The 15301-nt window shown below is 69.7% G+C and carries 11 protein-coding genes; 3 read left to right on the top strand and 8 right to left on the bottom strand.

Features of this window, described 5'->3' with window-relative positions; all coding sequences use genetic code 11:
- Nucleotides 1-825 precede the first annotated feature (825 nt).
- The gene (locus tag AB0877_RS10390; protein WP_366608289.1) at nt 826-1386 is read left to right on the top strand and encodes a hypothetical protein; all 561 of its coding nucleotides are present in this window, start codon (nt 826-828) and stop codon (nt 1384-1386) included.
- 713 nt (nt 1387-2099) lie between these two features.
- Here AB0877_RS10390 and AB0877_RS10385 read toward each other — a convergent pair.
- On the bottom strand, nt 2100-2939 hold the full coding sequence (locus AB0877_RS10385; protein WP_366608288.1) for a GNAT family N-acetyltransferase: 840 nt from the start codon (nt 2937-2939) through the stop codon (nt 2100-2102).
- A 470-nt stretch (nt 2940-3409) separates the two neighbouring features.
- On the opposite strand from AB0877_RS10385, the gene AB0877_RS10380 reads away from it, so the two are divergent.
- Nucleotides 3410-4003, top strand: a complete 594-nt coding sequence (locus AB0877_RS10380) for a PadR family transcriptional regulator (protein ID WP_366608287.1) — start codon at nt 3410-3412, stop codon at nt 4001-4003.
- A 211-nt stretch (nt 4004-4214) separates the two neighbouring features.
- Here the strand turns inward: AB0877_RS10380 and ispG are convergent, their stop codons facing one another.
- The 7 genes from ispG to AB0877_RS10345 form a co-directional block, all read right to left on the bottom strand.
- Nucleotides 4215-5387: a flavodoxin-dependent (E)-4-hydroxy-3-methylbut-2-enyl-diphosphate synthase gene (gene ispG / locus AB0877_RS10375; protein ID WP_366608286.1), complete on the bottom strand. Its 1173-nt coding sequence runs from the start codon at nt 5385-5387 to the stop codon at nt 4215-4217.
- Between the two features lie 9 nt (nt 5388-5396).
- A complete protein-coding gene (locus AB0877_RS10370; protein WP_366608285.1) occupies nt 5397-6647 on the bottom strand; it encodes a site-2 protease family protein in 1251 nt (416 codons plus the stop codon).
- Nucleotides 6647-7858, bottom strand: a complete 1212-nt coding sequence (gene dxr / locus AB0877_RS10365; protein ID WP_366608284.1) for a 1-deoxy-D-xylulose-5-phosphate reductoisomerase — start codon at nt 7856-7858, stop codon at nt 6647-6649. Before dxr ends, AB0877_RS10370 begins: the two co-directional genes overlap by 1 nt.
- A gap of 43 nt (nt 7859-7901) precedes the next feature.
- On the bottom strand, nt 7902-8537 hold the full coding sequence (locus AB0877_RS10360; RefSeq protein WP_366608283.1) for a Uma2 family endonuclease: 636 nt from the start codon (nt 8535-8537) through the stop codon (nt 7902-7904).
- A gap of 148 nt (nt 8538-8685) precedes the next feature.
- The gene (locus tag AB0877_RS10355; protein ID WP_366608282.1) at nt 8686-9135 is read right to left on the bottom strand and encodes a hypothetical protein; all 450 of its coding nucleotides are present in this window, start codon (nt 9133-9135) and stop codon (nt 8686-8688) included.
- Nucleotides 9136-9401: 266 nt separating this feature from the next.
- A complete protein-coding gene (locus AB0877_RS10350; protein ID WP_366608281.1) occupies nt 9402-13373 on the bottom strand; it encodes a CARDB domain-containing protein in 3972 nt (1323 codons plus the stop codon).
- A 450-nt stretch (nt 13374-13823) separates the two neighbouring features.
- Nucleotides 13824-14375, bottom strand: coding sequence for a GNAT family N-acetyltransferase (locus tag AB0877_RS10345; RefSeq protein WP_366608280.1), 552 nt, complete (start codon nt 14373-14375; stop codon nt 13824-13826).
- Nucleotides 14376-14426: 51 nt separating this feature from the next.
- Between AB0877_RS10345 and AB0877_RS10340 the strand changes: the two genes are divergently transcribed.
- Nucleotides 14427-15254 (top strand): YhjD/YihY/BrkB family envelope integrity protein, encoded by an 828-nt coding sequence (locus AB0877_RS10340; RefSeq protein WP_366608279.1) that lies wholly within the window; start codon nt 14427-14429, stop codon nt 15252-15254.
- The last annotated feature ends 47 nt before the right edge of the window (nt 15255-15301 follow it).

Here is a 15301-nt window from a genome sequence, read left to right as displayed (position 1 = left end):
TGCCCCGGGGCAGGGACGGCAGGACACGGTGACGACGCGTAACCTGTGGGCGTTTTGACCGATCTGAGGGCTTATGGGCAGTCCGCGACGGCCTCGCAGGTCCAGATCGACTCGGATTCTGTGATGTCGCGGTGTCCGGGCGTCCGGGACAGCGCGACTTCCAGGTACGCGAGTGGATCACAGCCGTTGAGGGGTGCTTTGCTGCCGTGCGGCACGCGACCGAAGGGGTTTTGCCGGCTTTTGGGCGATCTGGGGTGTGGTCGGGAGCACTCGTGGGCTGGAATCATGGCCGGGGCGGGGTCGTTACACACTCTGACGATCGCAATACCACCGACCGCGGGCCGGCCTCTCAGGGCGGGTCGCGCAGGTGGGAATGGCAGCCTTGACCCGGTCGTTGCAGTCCACACGACCGCAGGACCGCCGCGATGTGGGTGCCGCCCGATGGATGGGCCGACCTCGGAATGAGGCCAGCCCCACGGTCGTTGCAACCCCCACGACCGCAGGCACCGCCTCGATGAGAGGCCGATCCCGGAATGGCCCCGGCCCGCCGGTCGTTACAACCCCCACGACCGCAGGCACCGCCGCGATGAGGGTGCCGATGGATGGGCCGACCCCGGAATGACTCCCGGCCCCCGGTCGTTATACAGGGTCCCGGCGCCGCGAGCCTCCCGCTCGCCAGGTCGCCGACTCCGACGCCCGACAGGGCGTCACCCCTCAAACTTTTTCCTCTTGTTTGTTGCAGCGCCGGACGAGGTGCTCACACCCACCACCACCGTTCCCCCTTTTGGTGGTGTGGGTGTTCCTACCCCCGAAGGAGCTACCCCCATGAACACGATCATGCGTAAGAGCGTTCTGTCCGTTGCGGGTCTCGCGTTCGCCGGTGGTGTCTTCGCCGGCCCCATCGCCGCCCACGCCAACCCGGTTGACGCCAAGCCGGTCGCGGTGGCTGTGCAGTCGGCCGCGCCGAAGCCGCAGGGCGAGCAGTCCCGGATCGCCCTGAACGATGAGCAGACCGCCAACGTGAAGGCGATCATCGCCGCCACGAAGAAGGCCGGTCTGCCGGAGCGGGCCGCGGTCATCTCGATCGCGACGAGCCTGCAGGAGTCCAAGCTGGAAAACCTCGGCCACCTGGGTGATAGGAACGACCACGACTCGCTGGGCCTGTTCCAGCAACGCCCGAGTTCGGGTTGGGGTACGCCGGAGCAGATCACCAACCCCGAGTACTCCACCACCGCCTTCCTCAAGGGCCTCAAGCAGGTCGACGGGTGGCAGAACATGCCCCTGACCGACGCCGCGCAGACGGTGCAGGTGTCGGCCTACCCGGACGCCTACGCCCAGTGGGAACAGCAGGCCACCGACCTCGTCGCCCAGCACTGGAACAGCTGACCCCAGCACCACCACACGACAAGCACGCGGCACCACCACAGCACCACCGCACCACCGCACGGCACGTGCATAGCACCACCGACCGCTGGCCGGCACCCGCAACCCCGGGGTGCCGGCCAGCGGCATCTCCACCCCCTGACCCCGCACAGACCGCACCACGGCACCGACCGGAAGCCGGCACCCGCACCCACGGGTGCCGGCCAGCGGTATCCCCACCCCTTGACCCCGCACAGACCGCACCACGACACCGACCGGAAGCCGGCACCCGCACCCAGGGGTGCCAGCCGCCAGCATCCGGGTCCGCAGATCGGTCGCCCGCACCGCCCTACGCCGCATCCGCATCTCCGTCCAGCAGACCCACCCCACCTGGCCGCAGAATCGCACCGCCGGAACCAGTCGGCATGGTCCACTCGGCAGGCGTCAGCAGATCTTGGACACTTACCGTCAAGCGAGAACGGAAACTGTCCAAGATCTCGCTGCTTGTGGGCCGCAGGCGTCGCGCGAGAGCGGACGCCGCGCGAAAGCGGACGCCGCGCGAGAGCGGACGCCGCGCGAGAGCCGACGCCGCGCGAGAGCCGACGCCGCGCAAGAGCCGACGCCGCGCAAGAGCAGACGCCGCGCAAGAGCAGACGCCGCGCAAGAGCGGCTGTCACGGCGGTGAGGCGACCGGCGTGCAGCGATGAAACCGCCGGCGGCAGACCCAGCCGCAGCGGTCAGAAGAGGACGGTGGCCAGGGTGCCGACCGGCTGGAAGCCGCAGCGCTCGTAGACGCGCCGGGCCGGCAGGTTGAAATCGTTGACGTACAGGCTGACGGTGGGGGCGACCCGCAGCAGCGCGTCGCGGACCACGGCTGCCATGGCAGCGGTCGCGATCCCCCGGCCTCGCCACTCCGGTGCCACCCAGACGCCCTGGATCTGCGCCGTCCGTTTGGTGACCACGGCCAACTCGGCCTTGAACACGACCTTGCCGTCGACGATGCGGGCGTACGCGCGACCGGTCCGGACCAGGTCGTTGACCCGCCGGCGGTAGCTGCGTCCGCCGTCCTCGGCGAGCGGGGAGACGCCGACCTCTTCGGTGTACATGGCCACCGCCGCCGGAAAGAGCCGGTCGACCTCGCCGGAGCGGACCTGGCGTACCTCCGGATCGGCCGGTACGGGTGGCAGCGTGTCGGTGACCAGCAGCGGCTGATTGGGGCGAACGTCTCGCGCTGGCCCCCACGTGTCGGAGAGGCGGTCCCACAGCCCGAGGACGGCATCGGCCCGACCGACGATGGAGGAGCAGAGCCTCTCCTCGCCCGCGAGCAGGTCGGCGAAGGCGGCCACCGCGGCGTCGCTGGCCAGCACCGGTGTGAGGTTGCCGCCGAGCCAGCAGAGTGATTCGAGGTTGCGGCGGGCTCCGTACCCCAGGATTCTGCCCTCGGCCCGCCACCACGAGAGTCCGCGCGCGGCGATGCGCTCGGCGACCTGCGCGCCCGCGAACGGGTCATGGTCGAGCAGTCGCTCGACCGCGCGGCGCTCCGATTCCCCCAGTTGGCGTACCGGCACCGTCAGCACGGCTATCAGCCTGCCAGATCAGCCCCCCGCTTCGCCGGTCGAGTGAGAAGGCCGGCACCGGTTACCCGAGGCCGGGTCCGCCCGGCCCAGCGGACGACCGAGGGCACCAAGGCTCCGAGCAGGAGAAACAGGGCATCGAGTACGAGCCAGTCGGGTACACCCAGCCGAGGGCCAGGGTGGTCACCGCTACCGGTGCGAGCACCTTGCTCAGTTCGTAGCCCATGCCGTACGCCCTGGTGCTGCCCCCGCCGGTGCCACGCCCGGAGGAGACCGACGGCGGCGGCGGAGTGCCACGGTTCCCCGGTGACGTGCGCGAACGCCCCGCCGCCGAGCAGGCCCACCGCGTCGGCAGAACGGCAGCGCGCCGCTGGCAGCGAAGAGTACGCGGGCCAGGGCGAAGGGGTTGTCGGCGATGCATTGGCGATATATCGTTGATGCATCAGCGATAGTCTTATGGAAGGAAGAGCCCCATGAGGTTCCACCGACAGCACCACCCGATGCACGAGGCCCGGATGCGGGGGTTCGGCTTCCCGCCGGTTCCGCCCGGTCCGCACGGTCATGGCCACGAGCACGGACACGGCGGCCCCTGGGGCGGCCGGGGCCGTGGTCGGGGTCGGGGCCGACGACCCAACGTCCGAGCCGCCGTGTTGGCCCTGCTCACCGAGCGGCCAATGCACGGCTACGAGATGATCCAGGAAATCGACTCCCGCACCGGCGGTGCGTGGCGGCCGAGCCCCGGCTCGATCTACCCCACCCTTCAGCTCCTGGAGGACGAGGGCGTGATCGTCGCCAGCACCGAGGAGTCCGGTGGTGGGCGGAAGCGGTTCACCGTCACCGAGGCCGGTCAGGCGGAGGCGACCGACGCCGCGCAGACCCCGCCGTGGGCTGACGTCGCCCAGGGCACGGTGAGCAGCTGGCACGACATCCGCGACTCCGGCACGCAGGCGATGAACGCGCTGCGCCAGGTGATGATGAACGGCACCGACGACCAGCGGGAGCGGGCCGCCCAGGTGCTCGACGAGACCCGGCGCAAGCTGTACGCGATCCTCGCCGAATCCGAGTGACCCCAGCCCGCACCACAACGCCAGGCCGCACCACAGCGCCAGGCCACACCACAACGCCAGGCCACACCGCAGCGCGATGCCGCGCCACAACGCGCCACCGCCACAACGCCAGGCCGCACCACAGCGCCAGCCCGCGCCACAACGCACGATCGCCGCAAACGAACAGCGGCCGTTCCCCGCACGGGGAACGGCCGCTGTTCCACGTGGAAAATCAGTGCACGGTGACGGTCGGGCCGGTGACCAGCCCGCGCAGTTCCTCGGGAAGCTCGGCACCCATCTCGTCGGCGATCCGCAGCGCCTCTTCGATGAGGGTTTCGACGATCTGGGCCTCGGGCACCGTCTTGACGACCTGCCCCTTGACGAAGATCTGGCCCTTGCCGTTTCCGGAGGCGACGCCGAGGTCGGCTTCCCGGGCCTCACCCGGACCGTTCACCACGCAGCCCATCACGGCGACCCGCAGCGGCACCGGCAGCCCTTCCAGGCCGGCGGTGACCTCCTCGGCGAGCTTGTAGACGTCCACCTGCGCCCGCCCGCAGGACGGGCACGAGACGATTTCCAGGCCCCGCTCGCGCAGACCGAGGGATTCCAGGATCTGGTTGCCGACCTTGATCTCGTCGACCGGCGGGGCGGACAGCGACACCCGGATCGTGTCGCCGATCCCCTCGGCCAGCAGCGCACCAAAGGCGACCGCCGACTTGATGGTGCCCTGGAACGCCGGTCCGGCCTCGGTGACGCCGAGGTGCAGCGGGTAGTCGCACTGCTCGGCGAGCTGCCGGTACGCCCGGATCATCACGACCGGGTCGTTGTGCTTGACCGAGATCTTGATGTCGCGGAAACCGTGCTCCTCGAACAGCGAGCACTCCCACAGCGCCGACTCGACGAGCGCCTCGGCGGTCGCCTTGCCGTACTTGCTCAGCAGCCGCTTGTCCAGCGAGCCGGCGTTGACGCCGATCCGGATCGGCACCCCCGCGTCCCCGGCGGCACGCGCGATCTCCTTGACCTTGTCGTCGAACTGCCGGATGTTGCCCGGGTTGACCCGGACCGCCGCGCAGCCGGCGTCGATCGCGGCGAAGACGTACTTGGGCTGGAAGTGGATGTCGGCGATCACCGGGATCTGCGACTTCTTGGCGATCGCGGGCAGCGCCTCGACGTCGTCCTGGGACGGCACGGCCACCCGGACGATCTGGCAGCCGGACGCGGTCAGCTCGGCGATCTGCTGGAGCGTGGCGTTGATGTCGGAGGTGAGGGTCGTGGTCATCGACTGCACGGACACCGGCGCACCGCCGCCGACCGGGACCGAACCGACCATGATCTGGCGGCTGGCCCGACGGGGAGCGAGCGGCGGGGGCGGCACGGCGGGCATACCGAGACTGATAGCTGTCACTTCAGGCACTCACCTTGAGAAGAGCGTGATGGGGTTGACGACGTCCGCGGCGATGGTCAGCAGCGTGAACGCGCCACCGATCAGGATCACCGCGTACGTGAAGGGCATCAGTTTGAGGTAGTCCACCCGTCCGGGGTCGGTCCGGCCGATCCGGGCGTAGATCCAGGAGCGGGCCCGTTCGAACCAGGCGATGGCGATGTGGCCACCGTCCACCGGGAGCAGCGGCAGCAGGTTGAACACGCCGATGAAGAAGTTCAGCGACACGAAGAGCATGAAGAAGACCAGCCAGGCGTTGTTCTCCACCGCCTCGCCGCCGAGCCGGCTGGCGCCGACCACGCTGATCGGGGTGTCGATGTCGCGTTCACCGCCGGTGAGGGCCGTCCACAGGGCGGGGACCTTCTGCGGGAGGCGCTGGAGCGCCTGGGCGGTGCCGACGGCCAGGTCGCCGGTGAAGTCGGCGGTGGCGCCGAAGGCCCCGACCGGGCTGTACGTCACACGGGTGGGTGTGCTGGGGACGAGCCCGACGCCGAGGGCGGCCACCGGGGCGGCGGCACCGGTCGGGTTGTCCAGCGGCGGACGCTGGGTCTGCGCGAGCACGGTGCTGGTGGTGGCCGGCTGCCCGTCGCGGACGTACGCGATCTGCGCGGTGTCGCCCGGCTTGAGCCCGCGCAGCGTGGTGAGCAGGTCGCCGTAGGAGTTGACCGGGGTGCCGTTGATCGAGGTGATCTGGTCCCCGTTCTTCAACTGCGCCTGGGCGGCGGGGCTGGCCGCGTCCCCGGGGGCGCAGGCGCGCACCGAGTTCTCCGCCACCACGCAGTCACTGAGCCGGATGACGGCGGGCTCCTGGCGGGCCTGCGCGTCGGTGGTCGGGAAGTCCGGGTTGGGCAGGCCGGCGGAGACGGCCAGGATCCAGATGGTGACCAGGGCGAGCGCGAAGTGCGTGATCGATCCGGCGGCCATCACGATCGTCCGCTTCCAGACCGGGTAGCGCCACATCACCCGGGACTCGTCGCCCGGCTCGACGTCGTCGTCCTGCGGCGTCATCCCGACGATCTTGCAGAAGCCGCCGAGGGGGATGCCCTTGAGGCCGTACTCCGTCTCACCCCGCCGGAACGACCAGATGGTCGGTCCGAAACCGACGAAGTACTTGGTGACCTTCATCCCGAACGCCTTGGCGGTCAACAGGTGACCCGCCTCGTGCAGGCTCACCGAGATGAGAATGGCCAGGGCGAAGAGGACCACCCCGAGCAGGTACGACATCAAGCTCCTTCCACCGAACCCGCGATGATCTCCTGCGCGTGCGCGCGCGCCCACGACTCGGCCGCGAGCACGTCCTCGACGGTACCTGGTTCGTCGAAGTCCGGAGCCTCCTCCAACACCCGTTCGAGGGTGTCGACGATGCCGAGGAACGGCAGCCGGCCCGCCACGAACGCGGCCACGCACTCCTCGTTCGCCGCGTTGTAGATCGCCGGCCGGCAGCGCCCGGCCTCCCCCGCGGCCTTGGCCAGGGCGACGGCCGGGAACGCCTGGTCGTCGAGCGGCGCGAACTCCCAGGTGTGCGCGGCCGTCCAGTCGACGGCGGTGGCCGCCTCCGGCACCCGGTCGGGCCAGCCCATGCCCAGCGCGATCGGCAGTCGCATGTCCGGTGGGCTCGCCTGGGCGATCGTCGACCCGTCGACGAACTCGACCATCGAGTGGATCACCGACTGCGGATGCACCATCACGGTGATGTCGGCGTACGGCACGTCGAACAGCTCGTGCGCCTCGATCACCTCGAGCGCCTTGTTGACCATGGTCGCCGAGTTGATCGTGACGACCGGCCCCATGTTCCAGGTCGGATGCGCCAGGGCCTGCTCGGGTGTGACCTGCGTCAACTCGTCGCGCCGCCGACCCCGGAACGGACCGCCGCTGGCCGTGACGATCAGCCGCCGCACCTCACCCCGCGACCCGGAGCGCAGGCACTGGGCCAGCGCCGAGTGCTCCGAGTCGACCGGCACGATCTGCCCCGGCCGCGTCACCGCGGCCTTGACCAGCGGGCCGCCGGCCACGAGCGACTCCTTGTTGGCCAACGCGAGGGTACGACCACCGCGCAGCGCGGCCAGCGTAGGAGCGAGGCCCAGCGAGCCGACCACCCCGTTGAGCACGACGTCGCACGGCCACTGGGCCAGCTCGGTCATGGCGTCCGGCCCGGCCACGATCTTGGGAAGCTTGAAGTCACCGGTGGCCCATCCGCGCCGGCTCGCCTCCGCGTAGAACGCGAGTTGCAGATCCTGCGCGGCGGACGCCTTCGCCACTCCGACCGCCTCGACGCCCAGTTCGAGGGCCTGCGTGGCGAGCAGTTCCACGTTGCCACCGCCGGCACCCACGGCGACCACCCGGAACCGGTCCGGGTTGCGCCGGACGATGTCGATGGCCTGGGTGCCGATCGAGCCGGTGGACCCGAGCAGAACAAGGTCGCGGGGGGTAGTCACCCGGCCATTCTTCCCCACCGCCGCTGCACGCCCGCTGGGAGCCTCAGCCCTCCCCCTCCGCCGGCTCCTCCTCGTCCAGCAACTCGGCCGGGTCGATGGAGAACTCGAACGGCTCCCGCATCGCGAAGGTGCTCCCCGCCGCAGCGGCGGCGAACGGCCGGTACTCCCCGTCGGACAACTCGAACAGGGCAATGGTCGGCACCCGGTTACGCAGGTCCACCCGGAGAAAGAACGGCACCCCGACGGCGGCGTACTCGCGGGGTCGGTCGATCACGTCCTTTCGCCGGTTACCCGGCGAGACGATTTCCCCCAACAACACCGCCTCGGCGATGGGGACCGTCGTGCGGCCACCACCGGACTTGCGCAGCACAGCGATGTCCGGGATGAAGAGGTCATCCCCAGAGATGACGTTGATCTCCGGATAAACCCAAAATCCGGCCTTCCGCGCAGCACGGTGCAGCACGTAGGGCAATTCGCGCTCGACCGACTGATGATCGATTCCCGCATGTGGTGTCACGATCACGCTTCCGCTCAGGACCTCAACCTTGGGGCCGTTGGTCTCCGGCAACAGGTCGAGGGCGAGCTGCGCAGTCCACGGTTCGTCGTGCCACCGCAGCACGTCGAACGACGGCTCGGTGTGCTGCGGCGCCGGCTCCGGCGCGAACGCTGCCTGGGCCATCCGGGCTCACCCCCTCAGCGGGACGTTCTGCTCAGCTCAGCCTAGCCACCGCAGCCCCAGAAACGCGTCATCGCACACGGGGTCCGTCAGCCCGAATGAGTGCACCGTCGCAAGGCGCGAGGCGCGTGCAGATCTTGGACAGTTTCCGTCATCGACGAACGGAAAGTGTCCAAGATCTGCGCGCCGACGCCCCACTCGACGTGGTCCGGCGTCGCACGACGGCCAGCCAGACCGCTGCGCCGAGGCAGAGGACGGCCAGCAGGGACAGCAGCACCAGGGCCGGGTTGACCCAGGCGGGCACCAGGTCGTAGGTGGCGTTGCATCGGTCGTGGAGCGGGAACCACCTCGTCGACTCACGCCAGTGCGCGGCGCGGTAGGCACTGTCGTAGGTGACGCCGGCCTGTCGGCAGGACTCCTCCGAGTTCATCGAGGAACCCGCGAACGCGCCGACGAACCAGGTGACAGCGGCGGCGGCGACCGAGAGTCCGGCCGTCGCGGCGAACCAGCCCGGAGTCTTCCAGCGGCCGGTGAGCAGCGGTCGGCCCCACAACCAGAGCACGAGCAGAGCGGGTACGGCGAGGCAGAGCCCGGTCGTCACGACACCCATCCTGATTCGTCAGCCTCCCGCCAGCGAGCCGACCTTGATCATCGCACGGGCCGGCTCACCGCCGCGAACGTGACGAAGGCCGTCCAGGCCGACCGGGGTGAAGGTTCGCCGAGACCACCGAACCGGGCGCACACGCGGTGCGGAGGCACCCAGCGAGGAGGACGCGATCGACTCGGCTTCACGGAAATCGGGGTGTCCGCAGTCCGCGGACACCCCGACTTCACTGGAACCGTGTTGATCAAACGGCGGGCTGAGGGTTAGCCGCCGGTGATGACGAACTGTGAGCCCGGCTGGATGACGATGTTGCCGTCGGCCGAGTTGGTGATCGTCACGTTCGTCAGGTTGGCGTTACCGCGCGCGCCGCTCATCGCGAGGATGCCGGCACCGTTGTTCGACTTGTCGATGCGTACGTTGGTGATGGCGACGTTCGGGATGTTGCCGCCACCGTTCTTGAACTGGATGCCGTCGAAGGTCGAGTCGATGATGTCGGTGTCGCGGATGGTGACCCCGACGATGTCCCGAGTGGCCGGGAAGATCGTGATGGCACCGAACTCCTGGTCCTCGTTCCAGAACGCGCCGCCCGTGCGGTAGAGCCCGTTGTTGGCGATCAGCGTCGTGCCGGAGAACGGCAGCGGGTCGTGGTCGGTCGCCAGCATGATGCCCGGGTAGTTGGCGGTGTCGTAGATCAGGTTGTTCTGGATCGAGTTGTCGTAGCCGCCGTAGATGGCGATGCCGTTCGCCCGCCAGGGCAGCTGGATGGTGTTGTTGACGAAGTGGTTGTCGTGCGCGATGTCGACGTTGCGGTCCTTGACGTACGGGTTGGCCCAGACGGCGAGCGCGTCGTCGCCGGTGGTGCGGAACGACGAGTTGAACACCCGCGAGTTGCGCGTGCCGTTGCTGAAGTTGATGCCGTCGGCGTACGTGTTGCGGATCCGCATGCCGCTGAAGTCCAGCCCGTCGGCCGGTCCCCACAGGTCGGGGATGTTGTCGTAGTCGCGACCCACCCAGACGCCCACGTTGGCGTGCTCGATCCAGACGTTGCTGATCTTCGTGCCGGCGCCGAAGCGACCGTTCAGACCGACGCCACCCTCGGCGTTGCCGTCACCGCCGCGGATCCGGCCCGAACCGAAGATGGCGATGTCGGAGATCTGGGTGTTCTTGTCGATGTCGAAGCCGAAGTTGCCCTCGTGCGGGTGGTTGATGCCGCCCACCACGTTCTGCGGCTCGGTCAGCGTGTAGAGCTGCGAGTGCCACATGCCGGCGCCCCGGATCGTGACGTTGCTGATGCCGACCTGGTTGTGCATGCCCCGGTTCAGCGGGTCGTCGGTCAGGATCTTCTGCTCCTGCCGCCACTGCCCGGCGGGGATCCAGACGCAGCTGATGACACCGTTCTGGTCGTCGGTCACCGCCCGCTGGATGGCTGCGGTGTCGTCGATCCCGTCGTTCGGGACCGCGCCGTACGAGGTGATCGAGGTGCAGCCGGCCGGCTGGCTCGCCGCCGGTGCCACCTGCTCCAGGTCGACCATGTCGATGACGTAGAAGGAGGCGGTGTCACCCGAGTCGCGCTGCAACTTGAACCGGGTGCCGGCCGGGTACGACTGCGCCAGCAGCGCGTTCGACTCGTCGAAGAGCCGCCGGGCATCGGCCTGCGGGGTGTTGGTCAGCGCCTCCGGCCCGTCGGTGTTGCCGTAGAGCCAGCTGTGCTTCGACGACAGGGTCAACTTCCGGGAGAAGACGTCGTTGACGTAGAGGCTGATGGTCGCCTCGATGCCGCCGCCACCGGGCGCGTCCGGAATGGAGTTGCGCACCACGATGGAGTTGGCCTGGTTGGCCGAGGTGAACTCGACGAACTGGCCGGTGCTGGTGAGCCGCACCGACTTGCGACCGGACGACTCGCTGGCGAAGTTGGTGTGCCCGAACGTCCGCAGGGCGTCGGTCTCCAGCAGCGTGCCCGAGTAACGACCGGCCTCCGCCTCGTAGGAGACGTACGGGACGGCTGCCCCGCGCCCGACCACGATCGACTGGCTGAACGCGTTGTTGGTCTCGTTGGTCTCGGTGACCACGTTGGTGGCGTCGGCGGTGGCGGTGAGGGTGGCGCCGCCGCTGGTGGCGGTCCAGGTGCCGGCGACGGCCACGGTGACCGTCGCGCCGGCGGCGATCGAGGCGGTATTGGTGTTGAGCGTGGTGCTGCCCGCCACCAGTCGGGTGACGGTGGTCGCGCCGGTCGCGGTGGTGCCCCGGTTGCGAACCGTCACGGTGAAGCTGACAGACGCCCCGACGGCCGGGTTCGGCGGGTTCGAGGCGATGCTGAGCACCTGGAGGTCCGGGCCCGGGGCCTGCGCCACCACCAGCGGCGACGCCGCCGTGAAGCTGTTGTTGCCGTTGTTCTGCTCGACGATCGTGTTCGCCGGGTCGACCACCGCCGAGACGGCGTAGCTGCCCATCGGCCGGGTGCCGGCGTTGAACGACACGGTGGTCGAGGCACCTGCGGCGAGCGCGCCCACCGAGGCGCTGCCGACGACCGCGCCGGCCAGGCTGAAGTTCACGGTCGTCGCGCCGGCGGACGCTGAGCCGATGTTCTGCACCACCGCCGAGAGCGTGACCGGGGAGACCTCGCTGGGCGATGAGGGCGACCAGGTCACCGAGCTGACGACCAGGTCCGGGTTGGGCGCCGGGGTGCCGCACACCTCAAGCTCGGCCACCTGGCCGGACGGGGCACCGGTGTTACCGGTGAACCGCAACTGCACGTCCGCGGTGGTCGCGCTGACCGGGATGGTCACCACGTTGCTGCCCTGGACGAACTGGTAGGCCGCCGCCGACACCAGGCTGGTGTACGAGGACGACGCCTGGTCGCGGCCGAGGACCTGGATGGTCTGGGTACGGGTGCCCCACGACGAGTCCGGGTTGAGCTTCACGGTGACACCGGAGATGGAGTGGTTCGCGCCGAGCGCCACCGTCAGGTTCTGCGGGTAGCTCGCCGCGCCCTCCCAGTAGGTGGAGAGCTGCCCGTCGTTCGCCTTGTCCGGGGTGAAGCTGAAGGTGGAGCCGCTCGCCGTCATGCTCTTGCCCTGCGCCACGTTGGTGCAGGCCGGCGGGTTGCTGCCGGTCCGGGTGACGGTGTTGCTGTTGCCGGAGAGGTTGCCGGCCCCGTCGCGGGCGCGGACGTAGTAGGAGACGGTCGCCGTCGCCGGCTGGGTGTCCTGATGGGTGAGGACGGTGCCCAGCGTGGCGATCAGGCTGCCGCCCCGGTAGACGTTGTAGCCGGCGAGCCCGCTGCCACCGGAGTCGGTGGAGGCCCCCCAGGTGAGCGTGATCGTGCTGCCCGACGTGCTCTGCGACAGCGTCCCCGGGGTGCTCGGCGCGGTGGTGTCACCACTGCCCGTACGCGTCACGGTGTTGCTGTTGCCGGACAGGTTGCCGGCCGCGTCGCGGGCCCGGACGTAGTACGACACGGTCGCCGTCGCCGGCTGGGTGTCGTTGAAGCTGGTCACGGTGCCGACGGACTGGAGGAACGCGCCGTTGCGGTAGACGTCGTAGCCGGCGATGCCGCTGCCGCCCGCGTTGTCGGTCGACGCGGACCAGTTGAGGCTGATGGTGGTGCCCGACTGGGTGTACGAGAGGTTGCCGGGGACGCTCGGCGCTGTGGTGTCGGGGGTGGTGCCGCCGCTGCCGTACACCTCCAGTTCGGAGAGCTGCCCGGCCGGCCAGCCGCTGTTGGCGGTGATGGTGATCCGCACGTAGCGGGTGGAGGTCGAGCTGAAGTTGATCGTGGCTGTGCTGCCGCTCGCCGGATTGAAGGTGTACGTCTGCGACCCGACCAGGTCGGTGAAGGACGAACCGTTGGTGCTGCCGCGCACGCTCAGCGTCTGCGTCCGGGTCCCCCAACCGGAGGTCGGCAGCTTCAGCACGACCTGGTTGACGCTCTGCGACGAGCCGAGGTCGACCTGCACCCACTGGGGGAACGCGTTGTTGACGCTCTCCCAGTAGCTGCCCGCGTTGCCGTCGACGACCTTCGACGAGTCGTAGACGTCGGCGTGGCCGCTCTCCTGGGTGGGACGGCCCTGGGCGAGGTTGGTGGCCGCCGGGGCGAAGGCGCTCGGTGCCGCCGCGGCTGCCTCGGTGGGGTGGGCGGCGGCGGCCGGGTTCGCGAGGGCGGTCGCCCCGGCCGTCGCGATCAGCGCGGCGGCGGCCGTGGCCGCCACCATCCTGAACAGATTCGTTCGTCTCATCACTGTCCTTGTCGTCGGGGGACGGTTGCCGCGGTGGCTGGACCACGGGGGTGGGGGGTGCGGCGGTGCAGCGCCGGCCGAAGCGGGAGGGCCGGTGTCGAGAGAGACGGGTGGACGGGCGGCGCGGGGGCCGCCGACCGCCTTGGAAACACCAGAGGGGTACGACCATCAACGGGCCTCCCCAGGAGGCCCGTTGAATCTTCCGAGTGTGTGCACAGAACCGTGCACACCTTTGTCGAAATCTTGCGTTACTTTGGCCCAAAGGTTACTGACGTGCTACGGGAGCGTCAACACTTAGACCGCGGTGACTATTGACGGACTTGTCTGCCCTGGGGGTCGACCCATGGCCCGACCTGCAGGCAATTTCGGGGAAGGTGCTGCCTCCAGTCGACTGGAGGCAGCACCTTCCCCGAGTTTGCGCGGATCTTGCGTCAGGTCGTGCGGGAACGGTCAGGCATCTGGTGCGGTCAGCACGAACGTCTCCAGCAGCTCCCCGCCGTACCAGTCGGTGCGCTGACCGACATGGACCATGCCCAGCCTCCGGGCGACAGCCATCGACGCCTCGTTGCCCGGCGCCACGACCGCGTAGATCTCCCGGGTGCCGGCGGCGAACTCCCGGTCGACCGCTGCGCGGGCCGCCTCGGTGGCGAAGCCGTGGCCCCACGCGTCCGGGTGCAGGTGCCAACCGACCTCGATGTCGTCGCTGCGGCGCGACTCGTCGCGCCCCGGCAACGGCTTGAGCAGAACGGTGCCCACCACCTGTCCCGTCTCGCGTACCTCGATCGCCCAGGTGCCGTACCGGCCACCGTCGGCGGCGTGCCGCTCCTGCCAGATCCGCAGCCGCTCGACGGCCTGCGCCGGATCGGTCAGCGGCAGACCCGGGGCGACTCCCAACCAACGGCTGATCTCCGGACGGGAGTAGATGTCGTAGATCCTGGCCAGATCGGCCGGATCGGCGGTCCAATCGCGCAGGATCAGGCGTTCGGTGGTGAGAACAGTCATGACCGGCGATCTTAAGGAGTGACAGCCTCGGCGACAGGGAAGGAGGACCCGATGGGCAACGGATGGCAGCGCACGAAACGGATCATCAGTGCGGCGTTCCGTCCGGTGCGCGGACGGGACCTGTCGCTGCACGCCGCCGCGATCACCTTCTACGGGGCGATCGCCGTGGTGCCGGTCGCCCTGCTGGCGATCTGGCTCACCGCGCTGGTGGCCGGGGCCGACCGGGTACGCCGGCTCACCTCGTACGCCGTCGAGGCGCTGCCCACCGCGATCGGCGCGCCCCGGGCGGTCGAGGCGCTGGTCGAGGCCGGGGTGGAGTTGACCCCGCTGCTGGCGCTGGCCTCCCTGCTGCCCGCCTCGCTGTACGGCGAGGGCCTGCGCCGGGCGTTCGTCTCGGTGGCCGCGCCCCGCTCCGACGAGCACCTGGTCGGCTGGCGGGGCCGGCTCCTGCTGCTGCCACTGCTCGCGCCGGCCCCCGCGCTGCTGCTGTCGATCCTGCTGGCGCTTCCGCTCACCACCCGCCTCGTACGCCAGGGTGGTTGGCTCGGTGTGCTCGGTGTGGTGCTGTCCTTCCTGGCGGTCTGGCTGGTGCTGACGCCGGTGCTGGTGTGGGTGTTCCGGGTCGTCGGGCCGGCTTCACCGGACTGGCTCTCCACCCTCGGGATCGGCTCGTTCACCGCGGCGAACCTCTCCGGCTTCCTGCACGGCTTCGTGCTCTTCGCCTCACTCCCACTGGACCTGGGAGTGCCCTTCGGCGGCTTCGACGACATCGGCGCGGGCGTGGCCGTCCTCCTCTGGCTCTACCTGTTCCACGTGATCGTCCTGGCCGGCTACTCCGCCACCCTGGCCCTCTCAACCTGGCGCACCACCCGCCGCTAACCCACCCCACCCCACCCCCACCCCACCCCCCCAACCCCAACCCCCAA

This window comes from Micromonospora sp. NPDC047644 (genome assembly GCF_040704315.1).
GTDB lineage: Bacteria > Actinomycetota > Actinomycetes > Mycobacteriales > Micromonosporaceae > Micromonospora.
This window is presented reverse-complemented; position numbering and strand designations above follow the sequence as displayed.